Source organism: Sorangium sp. So ce145, from assembly GCF_051525985.1.
GTDB classification, from domain to species: Bacteria; Myxococcota_A; Polyangia; order Polyangiales; family Polyangiaceae; genus Sorangium; species Sorangium cellulosum_B.
Window position 1 is genome coordinate 11,689,506 of sequence record NZ_CP150315.1, and the last position, 26,390, is coordinate 11,715,895.

The window sequence follows — 26,390 nt, forward strand, 5'->3', positions numbered from 1 at the left end:
CGGGGGAAATCGATGGAACCTCACGAGACGGTTCTCCAAACGCACCATGGCGAGCTTGCCGCCCTGCGCGCTCGTGTGTCCAGGCTCGAGCAGATCGAACGGGACCTGCGTGCCGAGCTCGGCCGTACGAACGCCGTGCTACAGGCAATTCCGTACCTGCTCTGCGTCCACGATCCGGTCGAGCAGCGCAAGCTCTACGAGAACCGCTCGCTGGCCGGCGAGCTCGGATATGCGGCGGACGAAGCGGGCCTCGCCGGCCTCGATGCGTTCGTGACGCTCGCGCACCCCGACGACCAGACCCGGGCTCGCGAGCAGCTCGACCACGCCGGAGAAGGCCAGGCGAGCGACTCGGAGGAGCTCGCGTATCGGCTGCGCAAGGCCGACGGGTCCTGGTGCTGGGTCACGAGGCGCGAGATCGTCCTCGCGCGGGATGGTGCCGGCAAGCCGCGCCAGGTCATGAGTGTAGTCCAGGACATCACAGGTCGAAGGGACATGGAGGTGGAGCAGCGCCGCCAGGCCGAAGAGCTCGGCGTGTCGAAGACGTTGATTGACAATGCGCTAGATGGCATCACATTGACGTCCATGAGCGGGCAGGTCGTCTACGCCAACGCCGCCTTCAAGGCGATGAGCGGCTTCGGCGACGGCGCGGTCGGCTGCGGGCTGACCGACTTCTATGCTCCCGAGAGCTTCCACGTGCTCTCCAACGAGGTCTTGCCAGCCCTGATGAAGGACGGCGCATGGCGCGGCGTCCTCAAGATCCGGCGCCCCGACGGGAGCGAGTGGATGGGGCAGACCAGCGCCTTCGTGGTCGTGGGCCCGGCGGGCGAGCCGACGGGCATGGCGGCGTTCTTCAGGGACATCACCGAGCAGCTCCGGTACGAGGAGGAGACGCTCGCCCAGATGCGGGTGATCCAGGCGCAGCAGGCGGCGCTCCGGGAGCTCGGCACGCCGCTCATCCCGATCGCCGACGGCGTGATCGCGATGCCCCTCATCGGGGCGATCGACAGGGAGCGCGCGCAGCAGATCCTGGAGACGCTCCTGAACGCCCTCGGCGAGAAGCAATCGGCCGTGGCGATACTCGATATCACCGGCGTGAAGGCCGTGGACGGAGAGGTGGCGGCTGCGCTGGTCCGCGTCGCGCAGGCGGCGAGGCTGCTCGGCGCCGACGTCGTGCTGTCAGGCGTCCGCCCCGTCGTCGCGCAGGCGCTCGTCGATCTTGGCACCGAGCTCAGAGGGCTCGTCACCTGCGGCACCCTGCAAAGTGGTATCGCCTACGCGCTGAAGCGCAAGGCACGCTCGATGACCGTCTGAGCTCCCACGCATCGTCCTCTGCAGTTCAACGGGGAGGTTCGATCATGCGCGCTCACGCGACACAGGCACGTCTGTCCCACGCGCCGGGGGAGCTCCCGCGCGAGCTCCCCGCGCTCGATCTCGCGACCGATCGCCCACGCCCGCCCGCGCCTTCGCGATGTCGCGCGTCGGCGTCGCGAGAGCTGCCGCCTCGGCTCGCCCTGGAGCTCGACCGCGTGCGCCGGGGCTCGGGCGCGACGCTCTTCGTCACCCTGCTCTCCGCTTATGCGGCGCTGCTCTACCGCCATACCGTTCAGAGCGAGATCCTGATCGGGACACCCTGGCCTCGCCGCGGCGGCCGGTGGGGCCGGCGCGCCGCGCCAGGGCCTCGCCATCCGCTCGTCCTCGGCGCCCGCATCGACGAGGAGCTCGGCTTTCGAGACCTCCTCGCGCAGATCGGCGCGCAGATCGCCTCGGCCGAGGCCCGCCGCCACGTGCCTCTGGACCAGCCGCTCGCGGGGCTCGGGGCGGCGGAGGACACAAGCGATCACCCGACGTTCCAGACCACCTTCGAGCTCGTGCGACCTGGGGATGTCCTGCGCCGCGCCGCGATCAGGGCGGCGGCCGCGGCGCGGCGCTCGCGCGCCCGCCGCCCGGCCGTGCCGGTCGATCTGTCGCTGTCCGTCAGGGCGCGGGAGCGAGGGCTCGTCGCGACGATGACGTACAGCACCGACGTGTTCGATCGCGGGACGATCGAGCGGATGCTGGACCACCTCGGTCTCCTGCTCGCGGGCGTCGCGGAGGACGCCGAGCGGCCGATCGCCGAGATTCCGTTGCTCACGCCGGAGGAGCGGCGCCGGATGACCGTCGTCTGGAACGCGACGCGGACCGCCTATCCGCGCGACGCGTGCATTCATGCGCTCTTCGAGGAGCACGTCGCGCGGGCGCCCGACGCCATCGCCATCATCGAGGGTAATGAGGCGCTCACCTACCGCGAGCTGAACCGCCGCGCCAACCGGCTCGCCCATCGGATCTCCGCGCGCCGCGCCGGCCCCGACCTGCGCGTGGCCGTCCTCGCCGAGCGGTCGTCGCGCGCGCTCGTCGCCCTGCTCGGCGTCCTCAAGGCCGGCGGCGCCTACGTGCCCCTGGATCCGAGCATGCCAGACGAGCGGCTGCGCTTCATGCTCGAGGACGCGGCGGTGAGCCTCGTGCTCGGGCGGCGAGCGCTGGTGACGCGGCTCGACTTCCGCGGGGACGTCATGTGCCTCGACGAGGACGACGGGACGCCCGGCGACGACAGGAACCCGGCCATCCCTGCTGCCGCGACGGATCTCGCCTACGTGATGTTCACCTCGGGCTCGACCGGCCGGCCCAAGGGCGTCGCTGTCCCGCACCGAGGGGTCGTCCGCCTCGTACGGGACACAGGCTATGTCGCGTTCGGGCCGTCGGATCGCGTGGCGCACGCATCCAGCCTCTCGTTCGACGCGTCGACGTTCGAGATCTGGGGCGCGCTGCTCAACGGCGCTTGCCTCGTCATCGTGTCTCACGAGACGCTGCTGTCGCCGGAAGCGATGCCCGCGCTCCTTCGCCGCGAAGGCATCTCCGTCCTGTTCCTGACCACGGCGCTCTTCCACCACCTCGCGCGGGTGAGCCCGGACGCCTTCCAGGGGCTCTCCTACCTCGTCGTCGGCGGCGACGTGCTCAATCCGACGCTGTCGAGAGAGGTGCTCCTGAAAGGCGCCCCGAAGCACCTCGTGAACGGCTATGGTCCGACCGAGAACACGACGTTCTCCACGGCTCACCTCGTGCGCGCGATCCCGGAGGGCGCCTCCCGCGTGCCGATCGGACGGCCCATCGCGAACACGCGCGCCTATGTCCTGGACCGCCGGCACCAGCCGGTGCCCGTGGGCGTGCCCGGCGAGCTCTACGTCGCCGGCGACGGGCTGGCCCGAGGCTACCTGAACCGACCCGATCTGACCGCCGCGGCGTTCGTCCAGAACCCCTTGCCCGAGGAGCCGGGAGAGCGCCTGTACAAGACGGGCGATCAGGTCCGTTATCTGGCCGATGGGTCGCTCGAGTTCCTGGGCCGAATCGACTGCCAGGTGAAGATCCGTGGCTTCCGCGTCGAGCTCGCGGAAATCGAGGCGGCGCTGTGCGCGTGCCCCACCGTGCGCGAGGCCGTGGTCGTGCTCCACGAGCACGCGCCCGGCGACATGCGCCTCGTGGCGTACGTCGTCTCGGACTTCGGCCTGAGCGGCCCTCCGTCGCGCCCTCCGTGCGAAGCTCGGTGGCAGGGAGCGGAGGCCGGCGTGGACAGCTGCGGCCCCGCGAGCAGCGGCCCCGCGTCCCGCGACCTGTCGAGGAGCCTGCGCCGGTCTCTGCAGGAGAAGCTGCCCGACTACATGATCCCGGCCGCGTTCGTCGTGCTGCCATCGCTGCCGCTCGCCGCGACAGGGAAGGTCGATCGCCGGGCGCTGCCGCCGCCCGACGCCGGCCGGCTGCACACCGGAGAGCCGGAGAGCGCCCGCTCTCCGATCGAGCGCCGGGTGGCCGAGATCTGGGCGTCCGTCCTCCATACCGACCGCCCGGAGGTGGACGATGACTTCTTCGAGATCGGCGGAAACTCCCTGCTGGCGGCGCAGGTGCTCCTCCAGGTGCGGACGGTCTTCCAGGTCGATGTGCCCGCGCGCCGGCTGTTCGAGTCGCCCACCCTGGCGGGGCTCGCCCGCGCGGTCGAGGAGGCACGGCGCTGGAAGGCGCGCGGCGCCGCGGCGTCGATGGGCGCGATCGACCTCCGCGCGGAGGCCGCCCTCTCTCCCGACATCCGCCCTTGCGGCGCGTTCGTCGACACGGGCGCTCCGCCTCGCCACGTCTTCCTCACCGGCGCCACGGGGTTCCTGGGCGCCTTTCTCGTGCGCGAGCTCCTCACGCAGACGCGCGCCACGGTCCATTGCCTTGTCCGCGCTCCCGACGCCGCCGCAGGCCTGGCGAGGCTCCGGCGGAGCCTCTCGGCCTATTCGCTCTGGGATCCCGCGGCGAGCGCGAGGATCGTCGCCGTGCCCGGCGACCTGAGGGAGCCGCTGCTCGGGCTCACCCCGGCTTGCTTCGAGGCGCTCGCGCGGCGCGTCGACGCGATCTACCACGCCGGCGCCGAGGTCAATTACATCAAGCCGTACGCGTCCCACAAGGCGGCGAACGTGCTGGGGACACAGGAGATCTTGCGGCTCGCTTGCCTGGGCCGGACGAAGCCGGTGCACCACGTCTCGACGATCGGGGTCATCGGCCAGATCGGCTATTTCACCGGCGCCCAGACCGCGCGGGAGAGCGATGATCTCGATCGCTGGGTGGACCACCTCCACACGGACATGGGGTATTCCCAGAGCAAGTGGGTCGCCGAGAAGCTCGTGTGGATCGCGCGCTCGCGCGGGGTGCCCGTCACCGTCTTCCGCCCTGGGTCCATCCTGGGTCACAGCCAGACGGGCGCCGCCAGCGTGACCGACTTCGTAAGCAGGATGATCAAAGGCTGCGTCGAGATGCGCTGCGCCCCCGACTTGCCCGCGCAAAGCAAGGAGCTCGTGACGGTCGACTACGCCAGCCGGGCGATCGTGCGCCTGTCCTGCCGGCCGGGCTCGCTGGGGAAGGCGTTCCACCTGGTGCCCCCGCCACGTCGGCGGCTCGATCTGAACGGCTTCTTCGATCTGCTTGTCTCCCGCGGCTATCCGCTGGCGCGGCTGCCGTACGCGCAATGGTGCGAGCAGCTGCTGGCGCGGGTACGGCGATCGGGCGACAGCCCGTTCCTTCCCCTCTTGCCGATGCTGACCGAGAAGGTCCACGGCGACCTGACCCGATGGGAGCTGTACGCGCGGATGCCCGCCTTCGACTGCCAGAACACGATCGACGGGCTGGCCGGCACGGGGATCGCGTGTCCCCCCATGAACGCCCGGCTGCTGGACACGCTCCTGGAGTATTATCTGCACAGCGGGCACCTGAGCGCCCCGGCGCCGGCCGAGAGCGGCGTGCGCCACGCCGCGCGGAGGGCCCGCAGCCCGCTGCGATGGCAAGACGTCGCGCGCCTGCCGCGGCGGAGCGCGCACGGCTGAGCGCGCCTCCCACGCGCGCCACGCGCCCCTCGCGGAGGCCGCGCGGCGCTACCCGCGATCCTCTTCCCGACGCACCTTCACCGCGCAGGCCTTGTACGACGGCTGCCGGGAGTACTGGTCGAAGGCCGGGAACGTGAGCTTGTTCGTGATCTCGTAGTGCATCGGTACGAAGATCTCCCCGGGCTTCACCGAGTTCGTGACGAACGCGCGCGCCTTGATCTCCGCGCGGCGGGACGCGATGACCACCCACTCGTTCATCTCGATACCGATCCTCTTCGCGTCGACAGGGCTCAGCTCGACGTAGATCTCCTTCGGATAGAGCCGCTGCAGCACCGCCGACTTCTTGGTCCGCGTCTGGGTGTGCCACTGGCTGGAGCTCCCTCGCCCCGTGAGCAGCGTGAGCGGATACTGCTCGTCGGTCGGCTCCGGCAGCTGGCGGGGCGCCTGGAAGGCGAACTTCGCCTTCTGATCCGGGCGGTAGTACTGGCCATCCTCGAAAAGCCGCCGCTCGTTCGTCTCGAAGGCCGCTCCCTCGGGGTAGGGCCACTGGATGCCGCCGCGCTCGTCGAGCATCGTGTAGCCGTCGATGCCCGTGATGTCGCACGGCTGCCCCTTCGAGAGCCGCTTCAGGATCTGGAAGACCGCCTCCGGGCTCTTCCACTCCTTGAACAGCTCGCCGCAGCCCCAGTACTGGGCGACCAGCTGGAAGATGTGAAAGTCCGCCAGCGCCTGTCCCGGGGCCCGCGCGACCTTCTTGACGAGGCCGATGCGCCGCTCCGAGTTGATGAACGTGCCCTCCTTCTCGGCCCACGAGGCCGCCGGGAGGACGAGGTGGGCGCGCTCCGCCGTCTCCGTCGTGGCGTACATGTCCTGCACCACGAGGAACTCCAGGCGGCCGAGGAGCTCGTGCAGATCCTCCTGGTTGATCCAGGAGTGGGCCGGGTTCGTCGCGATGATCCAGAGGCCCTTGATCTTCCCCTTCAAGATGCCTTCGATGATCTGGTCGTAGGCCAGGCTGTTCCGGGTCGGGATGACCTCCTCCGGAATACCGAGGATCCCGGCGATCTTCTTCCGGTGCTCCTCCTTCGTGAAATCATGGCCGGCGAACAGGCCCGTCGTGTTGCTGAACATCCGCGAGCCCATCGCGTTGCACTGGCCCGTGATGGAGTTCGCCCCGGTGCCGGGGCGGCCGATGTTGCCCGTCATCAGCGCGAGGTTGATGAGGGACTGCGCGACCCGCACGCCCTCGTGGCTCTGGTTGACGCCCATGGTCCACCAGAACGACACCCGCTTCCCGTGATGGATCTTCTCCGCGAACGACGCGAGCTGCGCCTCGCTGAGCCCCGTCGCCTCGGAGACGCGCGCCGGCGTGAAATCCGCGACGTGCGCCTTGAACGCCTCGAAATCGACCGTGTGCGCCTCGATGTACCCCGGGTCGATCCACCCGCGCTGGATGAGGATGTGGGCGATCCCGTAGAACAGCGTCAGATCCGACTTCGGCTTGAGCGCATAGTGCGCCGTCGCCGCCATCGCCGTCTCGGTCTTGCGCGGATCCACGACGAGGATCTCGGGGCGGTTCTTGTTCTTGCAGAGCCGCTCCCACATGATCGGGTGGGCGATGCAGAGGTTCGAGCCGACGAGCACCACGACGTCGGACTCCTCGAAATCGCGGTACGTGTAGGGCGGCGCGTCGAACCCGAACGCCTCCTTGTACGCGACCACCGCCGTCGCCATGCATTGCCGGGTGTTGCCGTCCCCGTGCAGCATGCCCATCCCGAACTTCGCGAGCGCCCCGAGGAAGGCCATCTCCTCGGTGACGATCTGCCCGGTGCTGATGAAGGCGATCGACTCCTTGCCGTGCGCCTCCTGGATCGCCTTGAACCGATCGACGAACGTGCGGAGCGCGACGTCCCACTCCACGCGCTCCAGCTTGCCGCGCGCGTTCCTGAGGAGCGGCGTTGTCGCGCGATCGGTCGCGCGGAGCGGCGTGAGCGCCTCCCAGCCCTTCGGGCACGCCATCCCGAGGTTCACGGGATAGTCCGTGTTGGGCGAGAGGTTGATCGCCTCTCCGTCCTTGAGGTGCACGTTCAGCCCGCACCCGGTCGAGCAGAACCCGCACACGACCGTCGTCGTCTGGTCGGGCTTGAGCCGCGCAGGCACCCTCCCGAGGCCGAACTCGCCGGGCGTGAGCAGCAGCTCGCGCGTCAGCGGCCCGTTGCGCTGCAAGAGGAGGTTGTCCGCCTGCTTGGGCGCCGGAGACGTCTTCTTCGCATCGCTCGCATCGCTCGCATCGCTCGCATCGCTCGCATCGCTTGCATCGCTGGTCGTCATCAGGAGAGCCCTCCGGGCATCTTGGAGGCGGGCGCCGCTGCGAAGAAGAGATACCGCTCGAGGAACTCGCCCGCGAGGCAGAACAGGAACGCCACGACCGCCATCGCCATCAGGACTTCAGAGCTCACGCCGCTGTTCGGCGCCGAGAAGAGGCTGAGCGCCGGCAGGACGATCCCGCCGAGCACCCCGCAAGCGAAGCGCCACCCCGTCGCGCCCTTCAGCTCCCCCGTCATCAGGATCGCGCTCCGCTTGAGCGTCGAGTGGCTCCGCTTCCGGAGGTGCCGGAACATCGAGAGCTCGACGAGCAGCTTGAGCGCCGTCGTCACGCACAGGAATGCGCTCAGCGCGCGGAAGCCCCGCGTCAGGAGCAGCGCCGCGTGCTCGGCGCTCAGCAGCAGCCCGATCATCAGGACCGTCGAGCTCCCGAGGATGGCCGCCGTCGTCGCGAACTTGAAGCCCGTCAGGGCCCCGCGCCAGTGCTCCCGCTGCGTCGCGGCGTACACCATCACGGAGCAGAAGACCCCGAGGATGCCGCTCAGCGCGACCGCATACGAGAGCGGCGCCTGCGCGAGGTCGACCGGGGGCAGCGCCGAGACCACCGGGGCGAGCGCCGGGATGGCGGGCACCCAGAAGGACGCCGCGTACAGCGTCGCGGCCCCGGCGAAGAGCGAGAACCCCAGGATCTCCCGGCTGAGCCACGACGTCTTGAGCCCCAGGAAGGCCCGGAACGCGAACTGCGGCCGGCCGAGGTGAAAGAGGCTCGCCTTCAGCGCGGCGATCCCGAAGACGAGCGCGAACGTGGCGCTGTGGCCGCCGAAATCCCGCGTCGCCTGCGCGCCGAGCAGCTCGTTGAGGGCCAGGCTCACGCAGAACGCGCCCACCGAGAGCTGCGTCAGCACCAGCATCGCGACGAGCGGAGGGTGGGAGTGCTCCCGGCTCACCTGGTAGAAGTCCGCGGGGAGCATGTTGCGCGGGAGCGACCTCTGCGTCTTGTAGGTCGTCGTCGGGATCGTGATCTCCGGCGCCGCCGCCCCCGGCAAGAACAGGCTCGTCTGGCTCTCTTGCACGGCCTGCTGCTGGTCGACCATCGTGATCCGGATGGCGCCGTTCGGGCACGACTGCACGCACGCCGGGGCCTCGTCGTTGGCCAGCCGATCGCTGCACATGTCGCACTTGCGCACGATCCCCCGCTCCGCGTTGAACTTCGGAGCGTCGTAGGGGCACATCAGGATGCAGTACTGGCAGCCGATGCACTGGTCATCGAGGTGCTTGACGATGCCGGTGATCGGGTCCTTCTCGTAGGCCTTGACCGGGCACCCCGACATGCACGCCGGGTCCAGGCAGTGGTGGCACGCCGTCGTCACGCTCTGCTGCGCCGGCGTCTGGGGCGTGCCGCCGTGGAGGAGCCCGACCGAGCGCCACACCTCGTTGTCGTCGAGGCCGTTCAGGCTGTGGCAGGCGGTGACGCACGCCTTGCAGGCCGTGCACGCGTCGAGGTCGACCTCGAAGCCGTACTGCTGGCCGGGCTTCGGCTTCTCGAGCGGGATCAGGTCGCGGTAGTACTTGGACTGAGCCGGGAGCGCGTGCTCCTCGTGCATCTTGGAGAACTTCTCGACCGCCGTGAGCTTCTGCTGGTCGGCCAGGAGCGAGTCCAGCAGGCTCTTGTTGTTGTCGTGGATCTTCGGCGCCGAGTTGACGATGGGTAAGCGAAAGTGAGTGTCCGAGACCTTTGCAACGCTCATCGAAATTCCCTGTTTACCCGGCGCGGAAGCCCAGCCCCGAGAACTCCAAGAGAGACACCGCGAACGGCGGCGCTTCCGCCGCACGGGAGCGCCTGGCGCTGGCTCGCCAGGTCATCCCGTCAGCTCGCCGCCGCGAGCGGCTCCGCCGCGGCCTGGATCTCGACACGCCCGTCCCGGATCCGGAGGGGATACACGGGGATGCTCACGCCCGGGTCGTCCAGGCACCGACCCGACCGCAGATCGAAGTTCTGCTTGTAGATCGGCGAGGCGATCTTGGGGACACCCCCCTTGTCCCCGACGATCCCGCGGGAGAGGACGAACGCCTTGCTGAACGGGTCGAAGTTGCTGATGGCGTAGACCTCCTCGCCCTCGCCGACCCGGACCAGCGCGATCTGACGCTTCCCGACGAGCGCGCAGACGCCCGTGTTCGGGATGATGTCCTCTACCCCGCAGACGTCGACCCAGACCTGGGCCGTGGTCTCGCTCCGAGGCGCTTTCGAAGTGTGCAGCTCGCTCATGACGGTTTCCCTCAGACAAGGCCCCTCGGCCCTGCCGTCAGATCATCTCCTCGACGAGGTTCGACTTCTCCTGCCACGCCGCGGGGCGGTGCTGCGCGCGCTCGCTGACGAACACGATGCTCCGGTCGGGCTCCCCGACGTTCACGAACTGGCGGAACTGCTTGAGCTTCTCGGGGTCGTTGACCGCGGCCTTCCACTCGCACTCGTACGTGGCGATGAGGTGGGCCATCTCCTTCTCGAGCTCATCGCAGATCCCGAGCGAGTCCTCGATGATCACCTGGCGGAGGTAATCCATGCCGCCCTCGAGGTTGTTGAACCACACCGACGTGCGCTGGAGCCGGTCCGCCGTGCGGATGTAGAACATCAGGAACCGGTCGAGGTACTTGATGAGCGTCGCCTCGTCGAGATCCGAGGCGAAGAGCTGGGCGTGCTGCGGCTTCATCCCGCCGTTGCCGCAGAGGTAGAGGTTGTAGCCCTTCTCCGTGGCGATGATGCCGAAGTCCTTGCCCTGCGCCTCGGCGCACTCGCGCGCGCAGCCGGACACCGCGGATTTCAGCTTGTGGGGGCTGCGCAGCCCCTTGTAGCGGTTCTCGACCGCGACCGCGAAGCCCACCGAGTCCTGCACGCCGTAGCGGCACCAGGTGCTGCCCACGCACGACTTCACGGTGCGCAGCGCCTTGCCGTACGCGTGCCCCGACTCGAAGCCGGCGGCGATGAGCTCGCGCCAGATGTCGGGCAGCTGCTCCAGCCGCGCGCCGAACAGGTCCACGCGCTGGCCGCCGGTGATCTTCGAGTACAGGTTGTACTTCTTCGCGACCACCCCGAGGGCGATGAGCTGATCCGGCGTGATCTCGCCGCCCGCCACGCGCGGGACCACCGAGTAGGTGCCGTCCCGCTGGACGTTGGCCAGGTAGCGATCGTTCGTGTCCTGCAGCGGGAGGTGCTTCTTGCTCAGGATGTGCTCGTTCCACGTCGACGCGAGGATCGACGCCACCGCGGGCTTGCAGATCTCGCAGCCCTTGCCCTGGCCGTGGCGGGCGACCAGGTCGTCGAACGTCTTGATCTGGTGGATCCGGACGAGGTGATAGAGCTCCTGGCGCGAGTGGTTGAAGTGCTCGCAGATGTAGTTGTTGACCGCGACGCCGGCCTTCTTGAGCTCCTTCTTCAGGATGTCGGAGATCAGCGTGGTGCACGAGCCGCAGCCCGTGCCGGCCTTCGTGTGCGCCTTGATGCCGGCGACCGTGACGTGCTTGTCGTCGCAGATGGCCGAGCAGATGGCCTTCTTCGTGACGTTCAGGCACGAGCAGATCATGGCGGTGTCGGGCAGCGCGTCGACGCCGAGGCCCGCCGGCTTCGCGCCGTCCCGCGCCGTGACGATGAGGTCCTCCGGGTGCGGCGGGAGGACGATCTTGTTCTGCACGAGCTGGAGCAGCTGGCCGTAGTTCGCGGCGTCGCCGACCAGGATGCCGCCGAGGAGGAGCTTGCCGTCCCCGCTGACGACGAGCTTCTTGTAGACGTTCGACGTCGCGTTCATGAAGCTGAGCACGCGCGCGCCCTGCTGGGTCGCGAACGCGTCGCCGAAGCTCGCGACGTCCACGCCCATCAGCTTGAGCTTCGTGCTCATGTCGAAGCCGCTGAAGGTCTCCTTCCCGCCGGTGAGGGCGTCGACCGCGACCTTGGCCATGTGGTAGCCGGGCGCAACCAGGCCGTAGAGCTGGCTGTTATAGCTGGCGCACTCGCCGATGGCATAGATGTCCGGATCCGACGTCTGACAGCGCTCGTTGATGGCGACGCCGCCGCGGTTCCCGAGCGCGAGATCACACGCCCTCGCGAGCTCGTCCCTCGGGCGGATGCCGGCGGAGAAGACGATCATGTCGGTCTCGAGCTCGCTCTGGTCGGCGAAGACCATCCTCGCCACGCGGCCGTGCGCCGCGACGATCTCCGTCGTCGACTTGCTCGTGTGCACGTTCACGCCGAGCGACTCGATCTTCGCCCGGAGGATCGCGCCGCCGGCGTCGTCGACCTGGAGGGCCATCAGGCGCGGCGCGAACTCCACGACGTGGACCTGGAGGCCCATGTTCTTGAGCGCGTTGGCCGCCTCCAGCCCGAGCAGGCCGCCGCCGATGACCGTGCCGACCTTCGCGACCTTGGCGTAGGCGTCCATGGCCTCGAGGTCGTCGATCGTGCGGTAGACGAAGCAGCCCTTCGCGTCTTTGCCCTTGATCGGCGGGACGAACGGATACGAGCCGGTGGCGAGGATGAGCTTGTCGTAATAGACCGTCTTCCCCTTCGCCGACGTCACCGCCTTCTTCCGCCGATCGATCGAGACGGCCTTGTCGTTGAGGTGGACCTGAATGCCCGCCTCCTCGTAGAGGCCGGGCTTGACCATCGACAGATCCTCGGCCGATTTGCCGTTGAAGAAGGCGGACAGGTTCACCCGGTCGTAGGCGAGCCGCGGCTCCTCGCAGAAGGTCGTGATGTTCCACTCGCGCAGGAAGCCGCCGAGAACCATGTTCTCGATGAACTTGTGCCCGACCATGCCGTTGCCGATGACGAGGAGGTCCTTCTTCTTGCTCATGAAACCCACCTTTGGACCCGGTGAGTCCTTCTCACCGTCACTGCCGCGCTGCCGTCCGAACCAGGCGTCAGCCACAGTCCCGGACCAAAAACTGTGTACTGTGGGCTCTGTTTCGCAACTGTTTCGCAGGAATAAATTGTCGGCCCGGCGCGCGCTCGGCCTCTTACGCAAAGGCCTCTGCCATCTCTGTTTCATGCATGTTTCGCGGTCATCAACAGGCACAACAAGGCCCGGAGCGAGCCTGGACGCGACAGCGCCGATGAAAGGAAATGGGCGCAACGTTCAGAACTGGAAGAGTCTGTTTCAGCGACGTATCGCGCGCCTGGCGGGAGGCGCGGCTGCATTGCACTTCTGAAATGGAGCGCGGGCCGATCAGCCGCGCGGGGCGGCTTCGGCGAGCAGGGACAGGAGCTGCTCCGTCGCGACCGGCTTGGTGAGGTGCGCGTCGAAGCCGGCTTCGCGCGAGCGGCGGCGGTCCTGGTCTTGTCCGTAGCCGGACAGGGCGGCGATGTAGGGGCGCGTGAGCTCGGGCTCGGCGCGCAGGCGCCGGACGACCTCGTAACCGTCCATGCCGGGCAGGCCGATATCGAGCAGGACGAGATCGGGCCTCGACGCGCGCGCGGCCTCGAGCGCCGCCGGGCCGTCGTGGGCCATCGAGACGGCGTGGCCGTGGAGCTGGAGGACGCGCCGGAGGCCCTCGGCGGCGTCGACGTTGTCGTCGACGAGGAGGACGTGGAGGGGGCGCGTCGTGGCGCGCGGAGGGCCGGCGCCGGGCGCGGGCGGAGCGGGGGCTTCGGCCGGCGCGCTCGGCGCGCCCGCGAGCGGGAGCCAGACGCTGATGGCCGTCCCCTCGCCGGGGCCCCCGCTCAGCGCTTCGACGCGGCCGCCGTGCAGCTCGGCGAGCCGCTTGACCAGCGTGAGCCCGATCCCGAGGCCGCCCTGGGAGCGGTCCAGCGTGCGCCGGGCCTGCATGAACGGCTCGAAGACGCGCGGGAGCAGCTCGGCGGAGATGCCGACGCCGGTGTCGGTCACCCGGATCCGCGCGTCGCCGGCGATCGCGGCGCAGGCGAGCGAGACGCGGCCGCCGGGGTTCGTGTACTTGATCGCGTTGTTGAGGAGGTTGACGACGACCTGCTCGAGCCGGACGCGGTCGCCGTGCACGAAGACGCCCGGATCCACCGACAGGACGAGATCGTGCCCGCGCTGGACGAGCAGCGGGCGGACCGACTCGACCGCGGCCATGACGACCGAGGCGACGTCGAGCCGCTCCCGCTTCAGCTCGATCTTGCCCCGCGTGATCCTGGAGACGTCGAGGAGATCGTCGACGAGCCGGACGATCGTCTTCACCTGCCGCTCGAGGGTCGCAAGGATCTGCCGGTCGTCGCGATCGGCGCGCTCGCCGGCGCTCATCTGGGCGCTCATCTGGGCGCTCATTTGCAGGAGCTCGAGGCCGGTGGTGAGGGGCGCCAGCGGGTTGCGGAGCTCGTGCGACAGCATCGCGATGAACTCGTCCTTGCGCCGGTCCGCCTCGTGGGCCTCGCGGTAGAGCCGGGCGTTCTCGAGGGCGACGCGCCGCTCGCGCTCGACGAAGGCGGCGCGCTCCTCGTGCAGGCGGGCGCGCTCCATGGCCTGCGCGCACTGGCGCGACACCGCGACCAGGAACTCCTGCTCTTCCTGGTCGAACGGGCGCGGCTCCGCGAAGCTCAGCCCGAGCACGCCGATGGGCCGCTCCTGGACGACGAGCGGGAGACAGCAGAGCGACACGGTCGCGCCGGACAGCACGGCGCTCGCGATGAGCGGGTAACGGGCGGAGCACTCCTCGCGCGAGCGCAGCCAGACGGGCGCGCCGGTCCGCAGCGCGTCGGTGAGCGGGAGGGCGGCGTCGAGGGGCATCTGCCGGAAGCGCTCGACGGTCTCGCGCCCGTAGCCGACCTCCTTGAGGCACTCGAGCTCGTCGCCCGCCGTCACGACGATGGTCCCGGCGTACGCGCCCGCGGCGGCGACGCCGATGTCGACGACGACCTGCGCCACGGCCTCGCTGGTGAGCGCGTCGGCGAGCGCCGCCGTGATCCGCTGGAGGCCGGCCATGCGCTGCGCCGCGCGCTCGGCGGCCCGGCGCGCCTCCTGCTCGGCCAGGAAGCGCCGCCGCGCCTCGGACTCGGCGTCGCGGGCCATGTCGTAGAGGCGCACGCGCTGCAAGGCGACCTCGATGCGCTGCGAGAGCTCCTCGGCGAAGGCGAGATCGGCGGCGTCGAACGTGCGCTCCGCCTCTGCGGACGCGAGCGTGAGCGCCGCGAGGACGCACCCGTCGCCGCGGATGGGCACGATCACCGCGGAGCGGCAGCCGAGCTCGCGCAGGACGGCGAGGTGGTCCTCGCCGGCCAGCGCGTGGCCGGCGAGGTCGGGGAGGAGCCGGCCGTGGCCGCCGTGGAGCACCTCGCGCAGCGGCGATGGCGGCGTCCCCGGCGCCGGCAGGGGGTGGCCGCGCCGGGCCAGACGGGCGGCGAGCTCCGCCTTGGCCGGATCGGCGTGCGCGACGACCCGCGCGTGGACGGAGCCGTCCGGTTCGAGCGTGTGGACGGCGCACAGATCGGCCACCGAGGCGACCGCGAGGGCCGCGACGCGCCGGAAGCCCGCGTCGCGGCCCTGCGCCGGATCGAGCGCGGCCGACGCGTCGGCCAGGAAGCGCCGCGCGTCCTCGGCGCGCTTCTGCTCGCTGACGTCCGCGACGAGCGCGAAGAAGCCGCGCACGTCGCCGCTCGCGCCGAGGTGGGGGATGTACTGGATGCGCACGTGGCGCCGGCGGCCCTCCCGGTAGGTGAGCCGCGACTCGAAGTCCTGCGGCCGTCCGGCGAGCACCGCGGTGATGTGCGGCTTCACGGCGGCGTAGGCGGCGTCGCCGATCACCTCGCGCACCTGCCGGCCGACGACCGAGCCGCTGTCTTCGCCGAACCAGCGCTCGTAGGCCCGGTTGACGACGCCGTAGCGCTCGTCGCTGCCGATATACGAGATGAGCGCCGGCAGGGCGTCCAGCAAGCGCTGGAGCTGCTCGGCTTCCATCGTCACGCTCGGCTCGCCGGCGCTCATGAGGCCGCTCTCGCGCGCCGTGGCGGGGGCTTCCGGCCTACGCATCTCGGCGTAGGCATATCCGCAATCCTCGCGGGTCGCCACTCGTCGGTTCGCTGCGGTCCGGCTCGAGCGTGCTATGGTCGCCGCCGATGCGGATCCTCGTCGTCGGCGCGGGCGCGGTGGGCGGCTATTTCGGGGCGCGGCTGACGCTCGCCGGGGAAGACGTCACCTTCGTCGCGCGCGGCGCGCACGCCGAGGTGATGCGGTCCCGCGGGCTCATCGTCCGCACGCCGTCCGGCGAGCTGCGCACTCCGCCGCTCCGCGTCGCCCCGCTCGACGGGGCGCGCGGGCCGTTCGATCTCGCGCTCATCGCCGTGAAATCGCCGTCGCTCGCCGCGGTGAGCGCGAAGCTCGCCGGGCTGCTCGCCGCGGACGGCCTCGCCGCGCCCCTCCTGAACGGGCTCGACTCCGAGGACGTGGTCGCGCGCGACGTCGGCGCGGCGCGCGTGATCGCCGCGATCGCGTACATGTCCTCGGGCGTCGCCGGGCCTGGCGAGATCGAGACGCTCGCGCCGACGCGCGCCGGGCTCGCGCCCTACCGGCCCGGGCAGGAGGCGCGGGTCGAGGCGACCGCCGCGCTGCTCGAGCGCGCGGGCATCCCGGTCCGCCGCGGGGCGGACCACCGCGCCATGCTCTGGGAGAAGATGGTCTGGAACGCCCCCTTCAATGCGATCTGCGCGCTGACCGGCCAGCGCGCCGGCGTGGTCGCGGAGCGGATGGAGGACCTCACCCGGGCGGCGATGCTCGAGGTGATCGCGGTCGCGCGGGCGGAAGGGGCGGAGATCTCCGAGGCGACCGCGGACGCGATGCTCGCCCTCACGCGCTCCGAGTTCCCGCTCACCGAGCCCTCGATGCTGCAGGACGTGCGGGCCGGCCGCGCGACGGAGGTCGATATCCTCCAGGGCGCGGTGGTCGAGCGCGCGCGCCGGGCCGGGATCGACACCCCGGTGCTGCGCACGCTCGCGACCCTCGTCCGCGGCCTGTCGCCGCGGGCGAACGCGCCGTCCGCGGGCCGATAGACAGATCTCGCGCTCGCGACGGAGAGGGGATGGCGACGGCGGCGCGCGCCGCTCGCTGGGCGCGTGGGAGCCCTGGGAAGCGCGTCGTCGCGACCGCCACCGCGGTGTCTCGGGTGCTTCGAAGAAGGGGAGTGGAACGCGAGGCGCTCATCTCACCTCCTGGAGTCGAGAGGAGATGAGATGAGTGCCTGTCTTGAGACTCAGCGATCAGGCGCCGCCAGCGCCGCCGGTGCCGCCAGCGCCGCCGGTGCCGCCCGTGCCGCCCGTGCCGCCCGCGCCGCCGGTGCCGCCCGTGCCGCCCGCGCCGCTGGTGCTGGCCGCGCTGCTGGTGCTGGCCGCGCTGCTGGTGCTGGCCGCGCCGCCGGTGCCGCCGCCCGCGCCGCCGTCGCTGCCGCCCGCGCCGCCGGTGCCGCCGCCCGCGCCGCCCGCGCCGCCGGTGCCGCCGCCCGCGCCGCCGTCGCCGCCGCCCGCGCCGCCGCTGCCGCCCGCGCCGCCCGTGCCCTCGTTGCTCAGCGGGTACAGCGGGTCGAGGCAGAAGAAGCCATCAGGCGTCTCGGCGCACTCGTCCGGATCATCGCAATCGCTGTTGTCCTCGCACGGCAGCTTCGTGAAGATGCAGAAGCCGTTGTCCGGAAGGCGGAAGTCCTCGCAGCGGGCGTTCGGCAACAGGCAATCGTCGTGCGCCTTGCACGCCCTGGTGCAGGCGCCGAAGTCGCCGGCGCCGACGACGTCCGCGAACTGGTAGAGGCAGAGACCGTTCTCGAACCCGCCGCAGTCGGACTCGAACACATCGCCGCCGAAGCCGCAGAACTCGGTGCATGCGCCGACGTCGCCGGGGAAGCCCACGCAGTATCCGGCGCACGGATCCTCGTCGGCGTCGCGGTCGCACGCGGCCCCCATCGGAAGACCCTCGTGCGGCGTGTCGACGCACGCGTTCTGCCTGGGATCGCAGCTGCGGCCGGACTCGGAGCACTGGGAGTCGGATCCGCAGTTCGGCATGCAGACCGACACGCCGTCATCCACCTCCTCACAGCGCAGCTCGTCGCGGCCGTGGCACTTGAACGGATCGAGCTCCTCGTCGAGGGCCGTGATCTCGGGCTCTCCGAGGACGCAGCCCAGGTAACAGATGTCATTGATGCAGGCGCTGCCCTCGCCTTCACAATCGCCGTCGTCGATGCACTCCATCGTGCAGTACCCGCCCGCAGGACCGGCGTCCCCCTCCGACTCCAGGGCGCACACGCCGCCCGGCCCGCAGTCGGCGTCGGCCGTGCAGCGGGTGCCGAGGAACTCGACCCTGCTCCCGCCCCCGCCCGTGCTCGCGGCGACTCCCGATGACGAGCTCGTGGTCGAAGAGGAAGAGCCGCCGCCTGCGCCCCCGACCGAATCGTCGTCGCCGCAACCGATGAAGCCTGCAGAGAAGGCGACCGAGGTGAGCAGGATCGCCGAAACGCGTTGCACTTTCATTACTGTCTCCCGAGCCAGGAGGCCCTGCCCACATCGGGCGCGCCTTCGTGTGATTTCGGGACGGTAACGGAATCGGTGCGGCTCCGCCATACCGGACGGGCGGGGGCGCGCTCGATCTCGCGCTCCGCGGAAAGCCTCCGTGGGAGCGGATGGCGCTCCAGGTGGGCCGGGATCAGGACGTCAGTGAGACGACTGATGGTCTATTTTTCAGGTGATACCCGACTGGACCGCTACGCGGACTTCGTGATTTTTGACACGTACCGTACGGCCCTCCCGTCGGCGCCGGTGAGCGCGCCAGCGATACCTCAGGTCGATCGCGGGCTCCCGTGCCAATCGCCGTCCGCAGGAATGCGACGCGCTTCTGCGGCGGCTCGCCTGCGGCCCGCGGCCACCAGGCTGGCCGGGATCACCGCGCGCGTCGCGGGCGCACAGGCTCGCGCCGCGCGGGCCCGCGCTCCGCGCCGGCGTCGCCGAGCGGCAGCGCGCGCTGCGCGCCGACGTCGTAGATCAGGTGGCCGGCGCCGTCGGGCCGGGCGGCGGGGTTCAGCGCGTGCGGGGCCCGCGCGCCGGGGCCGAGCAGGTGGACGACCGCCAGCCCGCGCGCGACGAGGGCGTCGGCGATGAGGCGGCGGTGGCACCGCCACCAGAGCGTCTCGGCGCACAGGAGGGCCATTCGCCGTCCAGCGCGCGCTTCCGCCTCGAGCTCGGAGAGCGCGCGCTGGAACACGGCGGTCTCCATGTGATCGGCGTAGGCCCGGAAGCTCGCGTTCTCCCAGGCGACGTGCGGCGAGTCGGCCCGCCCGGTCCGCCGTCCGCCGAGGGCGTCGCCGCGGAAGACGTAGGTCACCCCGAGCCGGGGCAGCGCCTCGGCGAGCGCAGCGCGGCCGAGGTGAGGGGAGCGGCTCGATCCCGGGAACCTCCGGACGTCGATCAGCGTGTCGGCCGGCCCCTCGCCGAGCAGCTCGACGAGCTCCTCCACGCTGCGGGTGCCGTGGCCGACGGTGAAGACGGTGTCCACGGGGAAGAGCTTTGCGCCCCGGCGGCGCGCGGGCAACGCCGGCGGCGCGGCGCCCGCGCGCGCTACCCGATGGAGCGCAGCAGATGATCGAGCGCCCGGCGCTCCTCCGCGTCGGTGACCGACTGGAGCGCCCGGTTCACCTCGCCGACGGCGGCCGCCGCCAGCAGCGCGACGGCCGCCGGGTCGGGCGCCCCGCGCGCGCGCAGCCACGCGAGCGCTTCGTGCTCGGTGTTGACGACGATGTGGCCCCGGCTGGCGTCGTAACGGATCGGCCGCCCCGAGCGGCCCTCGACGACGGCGCGCACCGGGGACCCCTCGAGGTTCATCCGGACGATGGCCTCGTGGAGCGCGGCCGCGAGCGGGCTCCCGGCCGCCGCCTCCTGCCCCTCGGGCGTGGCGCCGGGCACCGGCGCCGCCTCGCCGCCGAGCAGGCCGAGCACGCTGCGCCACAGCGCGATCGCCCAGGCCCGCGCGCCGCTCGAGTCGGGCGGCGCCTCCGCGGCGGGCGCCTCCGCGTCACGCATGGCCGCGGGGGCCTCCGCGCCGCGGGCGCCCGCCGCGGGAGGGCCCGCGCTCGCGGCGGGGAGGCCCGTCCCGGAGGCGGGCCCGCTCTCCGCCGCGATCGCCACGGCCGGGGCGGGCGTCGCCGCGAGGGCGCCGAGCTCGCGCAGCGCGCCGGGGGCGGCGCGGTGGCGCAGCACCTCGACGAGCGGCGAGCCGTCGTCGAGCAGCACGAATGGCGGCGAGCCGTCCGGGAAATCGCCGTCCGCGCTCCCCCGGCGATCGGTGATCCACAGGCAGCCGCTCGCCGCGAGCTCGGCGCGGACCGCCGCCGGGCCGACGCTCTCCCCGGAGGCGGTCCGCGCCGCGAGCTTGCCGCCGGAGAGGCGGCCGAGCAGGTGCAAGTTCCACAGGTACGGCGCCGCGGCCGCCTGATCCGAGAGCTCGGCCGCCATGGAGGCCGCGGCCTCCATGGCGAGCTCCGCGATGGCGTCCCAGCGCGCCTCGCGCAGCGGCCACACGAGGAGCCTCCCCTCGACCGGCGCGAGCGGGGCCACGCCGGTCGTCCCGGAGCCCACGCCCGCCCTGCAGCGCAGCGCGCGCGGGGTGAAGCCGCCGCCGTCGCGCTCCTCGCCGCCCTCGCCGAGGATCGCCGCGGAGGGCGCGGCGACGAGCACCTCGGGCGCGCGCGGCCACCGCGCGGGCAGCCACAGCGCGCCGGTCACGAACAGCGGACGGGGCCAGGTGGTGGCGACGTCGATCCACCGCGTCGCGAGCGCGTCGCCGGGCGGCGCGAGCCGGGCGCGCAGCCACCGCGCGGCGGCGTCGCGCACCGCCTGCCGGAGCCTCGACGCGTCCCCGCGGGCCTTGAGCCCGTCGAAGGCGCGGTTCGGCTCGAGCGCGTCGTCGTTGACGGCCGCGCACAGGGGCCACCCGTCGCCGGCGTCGAGCGCGCAGAGCGGGCGGCGCCCCACGTGCACCGCGATGCCCGCCGCCCCGGCGTGCTCCGGGGCGAGCAGGCCGATCTCGCCGTGCGCGGCCGGCGCGCCCTCCTGCGCGCCGGCCGGCCGCTCGAAGGGCAGGATCGCGAAGCACGCCGCGCGCGCGGCCGCGTCGAGGCCGACGGCGGCGAGCGGCGGCGCCGTGAGGCGCTCCTCGGCCGCGCGATCGCGCGCGACCGCGTCGGTGATGTCCTTGACGAGCACGGCGGCCGCGAGCTGCAGCCGCTCGGGCCTGCTCAGCGCGAGGACCGGCCGCTCGTAGCGCTGCTTCGGGTAGGGCGGCGGCGTCGAGGTGCACAGCCACTCGGCGCGCGGGTCGCGCCGGAGGTCGTCGAGCGAGAAGAGGTTCCCCTCGATGTCGTGGAAGAGCCGCGCGCGCGCCGCCTCCGCGACGACGCGCTTGCCCTGGGCCAGCGTCTTCAGGACGGCGCGGCGCGCGTGGCCCCGCGCGAACGGCGGCAGCTCGTCGAAGCGCGGCGCCAGCGCGATCAGGTGGCGGCCAGCGGCCTTCGCGAGGCGCGTCAGGATCGCGCGCGAGGCGTCCCTCGACGGGTCCGCCGCGCCGGCCCGCACGAGGAGGCGGAGCGGGATCGGCAGCTCCACCTCCACGCGCCGCTCCGCGCCGTCGGGGCCGACGAAGCGGGCGTCCGACACCGGCCCCTCGACGATCTCGATCTCGCCCTCGAGCCCCTGCACGCCGAGCGCGGCGGCGCTCACCCGCAGCAGCGGGTGCGAGGGCGCGCCTGGCAGCGCGAGCGGCGCGCGCGGCGGGCCGGCGGCTCCGCGCGGGCCATGCTCCTGCTGCGCCTTGCCGGCGGACGCGCGGCGCTCCTGCTCGGCGGCGGCGCGCTGCCGCCGCGCCGGCACCCCGCTCTGCGCCAGGAGGGCGCGCCCGCCGGCCCACCGCATCAGGGCCGCGCGCTCTCGCGGGTCGCGGGCGACGAGGGGGTGCCAGGAGAGCGTCTCGAAGCCGGGCGCCGCGTCGAGCACCGGGATCGGCGCGGGCGCCGGGTGCGTCGCGTCGAGGGTCTCGAGCGAGCACGCGACCTCCTGGCCGCGCGCGTCCAGCATCCCGAGCAGCGGCAGGCGCCGGATGCGGGCGGCGAGCTCGCTCGGGGCCGCCTTGAAGGGCGCGCTTCCGAGCGCCCGCGCGCGCGCCTCGAGCGCGTGCGCGCTGTCGAGGAGGTAGGCGCTCACGCGGGCGTCCGGCCTGCCGCGCTCGCGGCGCGGATCGCCCCGCAGGCCGAGCCGCGCGCGCGCCGCGGCGTCGCCCTCCAGCGCCGCCACGAGCGCCTCGCAGAGCGCGCGCTCGACCGCGTGGACGGCGGCGTTGTTGCGTGGCGACAGGAGGCCGTCCCAGCCGCTGTTCGGCGCCGCCGCGTCGTCGTCGATCGCGATGGCGGCGGGGCCGAACAGCGGCGCGGCCTCCAGGGTGGCGAGGGGCCGCGACGCGTGGTGCCACACCTCCACCGTCGCGTCGCTCGGCGTGGCGAGCGCGAGGAAGCCGGGGCCGCTGACCTCGAGGACCGGCGCGCCGGCGGGGAGCGCCCCGAGCCTCTCCAGGGACGCCGCGAGCGCGCGCCGCCGCGCCGGCCCTCGCGCCGCGAGCTCGTCCTCGGTGAAGAGCCCCGGGCCGTAGGGGACGAGCTCGCGCTCCGGGAGCGCGGCGGCGAGCCAGTCGAGCTCGCGCTGCGAGACGGCGAGCACCGGCCTCCGGTCGGCCGCGCGCCCCCGCGCCTCGGGCGGCGCCGCGCAGAGGCCGCGCGTCGTCCGGGAGAGCGCGGAGAGGCCGTTCAGGCTGACGAACCACCCCGCCGTGAGCGTGGGCCAGATCCGCGCGTCCAGGAGGCCTTCGAAGCTCGAGGGCGCGAGGCCGTCGTCCGGGGCCGGCGCCGCGCCGCCTCCGCGCCCGGAGCCGCCGTCCCCGGCGCCGAGGCGCCGAGGCGCGCAGAACACCGCGCCGATCGCGGCGCGCAGTGCGGGCCTCACGCGCGCGAGCTCGCTCTCGGGCGCAGGCGCGGGCGCCGTCGAGCGCGCGCCTCGCCGAGCGTCCCCCGGGCCGAAGAGCCGCCTCGCCTCGCGGTCGGCCGCGGCGATCGCGAGCTTCAGCGCATGGCGGACGGCGCGCCAGAAGCGCGCGTCGCGCTCGACCCCGTCGTACGCGAACCGCGGCCGCACGCGCCCCTTCCACGCGAGCGCGATCTCGACGGGCAAGGGGACGGCGGCGGGATCGAGCTCCACGGTCTCGAGGTGCCGCCCGTCCACGAACACCCGGACCTCCGCGCCGCGCGGGGGCTCGCGGGCGTCGGCGAAGACCGCGAGCTCGCCGCGGAGGCCGGCGAGCGGCCCTTCGTCCACCTGGAAGGCGTCGCGGAACGCGTGCTCCGGGGAGGGCGGCACGACGGGATCGCCGGTCGCGTGCAGGAGGAACGCCCTGCGGCGCTCGGCGCCGAGCTTCGCTTGCTCGATCATGGCCTCGGCGTCGGCGAGCGGGAGCCCGGCGAGCGCGCGCTCGACGAGGCCCCCCGGGCTCCACACCACGTCGCCGGCCCAGGGGGCGAGCTCCTTCGGGAGCCTCCCGTCGCCGCGGAACAGGAAGAGCCGCGGCGCATCGTGCGCCTCGAGCGCCGCGAGCGACGTCGGCCGCCCGCGCCCGTCGCGGAGCAGCGGGAGCTCGCGCACGGCCCGCGCCTCGGCGGGCAGCTCGGCGCCCGCCCGCGCCGCCCCGGTCGCGACGCAGGCGAAGGCCGCGAGCGCGTCCGCGAGCCGGCCGCGGTCCTCGTCGACGACGAGCGCGCCGTCGGGGACCGCGCCCTCGCCGCAGACGAGCGCGGCGAGGGCCTGGATGGCGTCGAGCAGCGCGCCGGCCGCCGCCTCGCGGAGCCGCGCGCGGAGGGGCGCGTCCTCGCGCACCGCCGAGCGCGACGCGTTGGTGGGCAGCGCGTCCGCGTCGACGACGACGCGGACCGGGAGCTCGACGCCCTGGTAGGGCGCCGACGGGAACCGCGGGGCGAAGCTCCAGCGCTCGCGGACGAGCCGCACGCCGTGCTCGAGGTAGTCGACGGCGGGGAGGCCCGAGGGCAGGGGAGCGGAGATGGGCGCGGCGAGGGGGCGCGAGCGGGGCGCCGAGCTGACCGGCCCTCCTGCGGGCTCGGGGGGCGCGACGATCTCCAGCGCGGCGCGGCGCGCGCCGCGCACGTGGAACGGCACGCGCACGAGCACCTGAAGATCGCCGCCCGGGAGAGCGCGGCGCAGCGGCTCGCCGGCGAGCGCGATCGGGATCGGGAAATCGCCGGTGGCCGCGGCGAGGTGCGCGAGCTCGGGCGGGCTATCGCCCGTGATCGCCCGCCGGAGCACCGACCAGCCGAGCCTCCGCCGCACCTCGATGCGCAGGCCGGCCGCGGGCATTCCGGGCGGCCTCGGGACCTCGTCGCAGGCGGGGCCGGCGGCCGGCGCGGGGGCCTCGGCGGGCGCCTCGATCAGGGCGGGCGTGAAGCGCACGCGCGTGCAGCTCGCGCCGCTGGCCTCGCTGGACGGCCCGGTCGTGAGCAGGTCGACGCGCGCCGGGCGCAGCCCGAGCGCCGCGTTCACGCCGAGCGCGAGCAGGCGGAGCCTCCGGGACGCGGCGTCGGGCGCGGCGTTGAGCACGTGGTCGAGGAGGCGCGCCAGGGCGGGCCCGTCGGGCGGCTCTCCGTCGAACGTCACGACGACGTCGTCGGCGTCGTAGCGGAGATCGATCTGCGTCGCGCCCCCGGCCGCCGCGGCGCGGACGAGCTCGAGCAGGTAGAGGTCCAGGTCGACGAGCAGGTGCTCCCGGAGCTTCTGGACGGCGCGGCGGGCATCGACGCGGATCGCGCCGCGGGCGACGACCCGGCTCACCGCAGGGGCCCCCTCGGCGCGGGGCGCGCGCCGCCTGCGGGCGCCCTCTCGCCGCGCGCCGCCCCCGCGCGCGGCGGCGGGCTCGCCGAGAGGTCGAGGAGCCGGTCGCTGTCCTCGGGATCGAGCGACCCCTTGGCCTCGACGAGCAGCGCGCGGGCGAGCAGGTTGCCGGCGGTCACCGCGTCGACGGCGGCGCGCCTGCGCGCGAGGGCCACCGTGTCGCTCTCGACGTTGAGGTAGAGGGCGTGTCCGGGCGGGAAGCGCGCCGCGCGGCGCACGACCTCGCGCGCCGCGTGGCAGCTCTGCTCGGACCCGGCGCGCTCCCCGCTCCCGGGCAGGAGGAACCCGCTGCGCTGGCGGAGGGCGCCCTCGACCCGGCAGAGGCTCACCCGGGCGACCCCGTGCCGGGCGCGCGCGAGCGCCTCGGCGATCACCTGGAGGAGCGCGGCGTCGGCGGCGCGGGCGCGTTTCGGCTCCTCGCGCTCCTCGCGCACGAGCAGGTAGGCGGCGTGCGCCTTCTCGACGCGCGCCGCCGGGAAGCACCGCTTCAGCAGCGCCCTGGTCGCCGGGTGGTTGCACAGCACGACGGGCAGCCCGCCGCGGGCCATGGCCGCGGTCAGCGCGTCGGAGCGCCTGGCCACGAGCAGCGGCTCGCGCCCCGGCGCGAGCGCCCGGAGCCCCGCGCGGCTCCGGTCGCCTGCGACGGGGCTCGCGAGCGGGAACGGGATCTCGTCCGGATCGAGCGCTGTCGGCGGCGACAGCGCCGCCTCGAGCATCGCCGCGTAGGCGGCGGCGCCCTCGGCCTCGCCGGCGGCTGCCGCGGCCGCGGCCTGCGGGAGGCGGGCGGCGAGCTCGCGCCGGAGCGGACCTTTGACGAGCTCCCGCACGCGCGCGATCGCGTCCCAGAAGGCGTCGTCGCGGCGCACGTTATCGCGGCTCAGGGTGTGCTGGAGGTGGGGGCTCATCACCTTGAACCGCACGCCCGAGAGCCCGCCGAAGAGCTCGTCCGCGGTCTCGAACAGCGTGAGCCCGCGGTTGTAGAACCCGGCGAAGCTCTGGCCGTGCTCGACGGCGGGGTCCCCGCTCCTCGGCTGTGCGAGGTGCTGAGCGCCGGCGGAGGGGCCGACGACGACGGTGGTCTCTTCCTCGACGGCGGTCACGGAGACGGGCGCTGCGACGGCGAGCGGGGCGTCGATGCGCACGGCGCCCGTCCGGGAGCCGCCTTCGTGGTCTGCGATGCTCAGGGTGATCTCGCGGTCGGCGTGGCGGCACCAGCGGCGGAGCGCGGCGTGCGCGCGCCGCGCGTGCTCCACGAACGCCTCCCGGTCGAGCCGCTGGATCAGGGTCACGCGGGTGCCGCTGCCCTGGCGCGGTCCGGCGTCCTCGAGCTCGTAGCTCGTGTCGCTGTGCAGCCGGAGGAGCCATGCTTTTCCGTCGCGCCACGTCTCCACGTCGACGTGCTCTGGCTGGAGGGCGAACACGGAGACGAAGCCGACGCCGTATTTCCCGATCTTCGTCGGGTCGCCTTCCTTCGACGAGCTGAAGAGGGTGAGCAGCGGGCCCTCGATGTCCTCGCGGCTCATGCCGCACCCGTCGTCGGTGACCGAGGTAGCGCACGCGCCGGGCAGCGTCTCGACGCGCACGGCGATCTTCCGCGCGCCGGCGTCCATGCCGTTCTGCACGAGCTCGCGCAGGAAGGCGTACGGGTCGGCGAACTGCTGCACCATGTCGGCGACCGGGCCCGGGGGCGGCGGCGGGGGCGCGGCGCGGTCCTCGCGAGAGGAGCGGTAGGGTGCCATGCGTCCTGCGAGGCTATCACA

12 protein-coding genes are annotated in these 26,390 nt (G+C 72.9%); 3 read left to right on the forward strand and 9 right to left on the reverse strand.

The genetic code is table 11. The features are described 5' to 3' along the window. Positions 1-135 precede the first annotated feature (135 nt). Both WMF34_RS43460 and WMF34_RS43465 read left to right on the forward strand, forming a co-directional pair. Positions 136-1,311, forward strand: a complete 1,176-nt coding sequence (locus WMF34_RS43460) for a PAS domain S-box protein (protein ID WP_437991503.1) — start codon at positions 136-138, stop codon at positions 1,309-1,311. 44 nt (positions 1,312-1,355) lie between these two features. Beyond that, positions 1,356-5,390 carry a non-ribosomal peptide synthetase gene (locus tag WMF34_RS43465; RefSeq protein ID WP_437991504.1) on the forward strand — a complete coding sequence of 1,345 codons (4,035 nt, stop codon included), beginning with the start codon at positions 1,356-1,358 and terminating at the stop codon, positions 5,388-5,390. A gap of 48 nt (positions 5,391-5,438) precedes the next feature. Here WMF34_RS43465 and WMF34_RS43470 read toward each other — a convergent pair whose 3' ends face one another. From WMF34_RS43470 to WMF34_RS43490, 5 genes are all read right to left on the reverse strand, one after another. Next, positions 5,439-7,721 carry a molybdopterin oxidoreductase family protein gene (locus WMF34_RS43470; protein ID WP_437991505.1) on the reverse strand — a complete coding sequence of 761 codons (2,283 nt, stop codon included), beginning with the start codon at positions 7,719-7,721 and terminating at the stop codon, positions 5,439-5,441. Further along, positions 7,721-9,463, reverse strand: coding sequence for a DmsC/YnfH family molybdoenzyme membrane anchor subunit (locus WMF34_RS43475; protein ID WP_437991506.1), 1,743 nt, complete (start codon positions 9,461-9,463; stop codon positions 7,721-7,723). Before WMF34_RS43475 ends, WMF34_RS43470 begins: the two co-directional genes overlap by 1 nt. Positions 9,464-9,582: 119 nt before the next feature. Then, on the reverse strand, positions 9,583-9,981 hold the full coding sequence (nirD, locus tag WMF34_RS43480) for a nitrite reductase small subunit NirD (protein WP_012241102.1): 399 nt from the start codon (positions 9,979-9,981) through the stop codon (positions 9,583-9,585). Between the two features lie 37 nt (positions 9,982-10,018). Beyond that, a complete protein-coding gene (gene nirB, locus WMF34_RS43485) occupies positions 10,019-12,559 on the reverse strand; it encodes a nitrite reductase large subunit NirB (protein WP_437991507.1) in 2,541 nt (846 codons plus the stop codon). Positions 12,560-12,931: 372 nt separating this feature from the next. Next, positions 12,932-15,691 carry an ATP-binding protein gene (locus WMF34_RS43490; RefSeq protein WP_437991508.1) on the reverse strand — a complete coding sequence of 920 codons (2,760 nt, stop codon included), beginning with the start codon at positions 15,689-15,691 and terminating at the stop codon, positions 12,932-12,934. Between the two features lie 86 nt (positions 15,692-15,777). On the opposite strand from WMF34_RS43490, the gene WMF34_RS43495 reads away from it, so the two are divergent. Beyond that, complete coding sequence (locus tag WMF34_RS43495) at positions 15,778-16,707, forward strand: ketopantoate reductase family protein (protein ID WP_012241105.1); 930 nt, start codon at positions 15,778-15,780, stop codon at positions 16,705-16,707. 207 nt (positions 16,708-16,914) lie between these two features. Here WMF34_RS43495 and WMF34_RS43500 read toward each other — a convergent pair whose 3' ends face one another. The 4 genes from WMF34_RS43500 to WMF34_RS43515 form a co-directional block, all read right to left on the reverse strand. Continuing rightward, a complete protein-coding gene (locus WMF34_RS43500; protein WP_437991509.1) occupies positions 16,915-18,171 on the reverse strand; it encodes a hypothetical protein in 1,257 nt (418 codons plus the stop codon). A 406-nt stretch (positions 18,172-18,577) separates the two neighbouring features. After that, on the reverse strand, positions 18,578-19,189 hold the full coding sequence (locus tag WMF34_RS43505) for a DUF488 domain-containing protein (RefSeq protein ID WP_437991510.1): 612 nt from the start codon (positions 19,187-19,189) through the stop codon (positions 18,578-18,580). A 62-nt stretch (positions 19,190-19,251) separates the two neighbouring features. Continuing rightward, on the reverse strand, positions 19,252-24,570 hold the full coding sequence (locus tag WMF34_RS43510) for a hypothetical protein (RefSeq protein ID WP_437991511.1): 5,319 nt from the start codon (positions 24,568-24,570) through the stop codon (positions 19,252-19,254). Next, a complete protein-coding gene (locus WMF34_RS43515) occupies positions 24,567-26,369 on the reverse strand; it encodes an ATP-binding protein (protein ID WP_437991512.1) in 1,803 nt (600 codons plus the stop codon). The genes WMF34_RS43510 and WMF34_RS43515 overlap by 4 nt, the downstream gene beginning before the upstream one ends. Positions 26,370-26,390 lie beyond the last annotated feature (21 nt).

What these genes read in the sequence shown, in the direction of transcription:
- WMF34_RS43465 (WP_437991504.1), top strand. Translation starts at nt 1,356, where the DNA reads ATGCGCGCTCACGCGACACAGGCACGTCTGTCCCACGCGCCGGGGGAG.
- WMF34_RS43470 (WP_437991505.1), bottom strand. Translation starts at nt 7,721, where the DNA reads ATGACGACCAGCGATGCAAGCGATGCGAGCGATGCGAGCGATGCGAGC.
- WMF34_RS43475 (WP_437991506.1), bottom strand. Translation starts at nt 9,463, where the DNA reads ATGAGCGTTGCAAAGGTCTCGGACACTCACTTTCGCTTACCCATCGTC.
- nirD (WP_012241102.1), bottom strand. Translation starts at nt 9,981, where the DNA reads ATGAGCGAGCTGCACACTTCGAAAGCGCCTCGGAGCGAGACCACGGCC.
- nirB (WP_437991507.1), bottom strand. Translation starts at nt 12,559, where the DNA reads ATGAGCAAGAAGAAGGACCTCCTCGTCATCGGCAACGGCATGGTCGGG.
- WMF34_RS43490 (WP_437991508.1), bottom strand. Translation starts at nt 15,691, where the DNA reads ATGCGTAGGCCGGAAGCCCCCGCCACGGCGCGCGAGAGCGGCCTCATG.
- WMF34_RS43495 (WP_012241105.1), top strand. Translation starts at nt 15,778, where the DNA reads ATGCGGATCCTCGTCGTCGGCGCGGGCGCGGTGGGCGGCTATTTCGGG.
- WMF34_RS43500 (WP_437991509.1), bottom strand. Translation starts at nt 18,171, where the DNA reads ATGAAAGTGCAACGCGTTTCGGCGATCCTGCTCACCTCGGTCGCCTTC.
- WMF34_RS43515 (WP_437991512.1), bottom strand. Translation starts at nt 26,369, where the DNA reads ATGGCACCCTACCGCTCCTCTCGCGAGGACCGCGCCGCGCCCCCGCCG.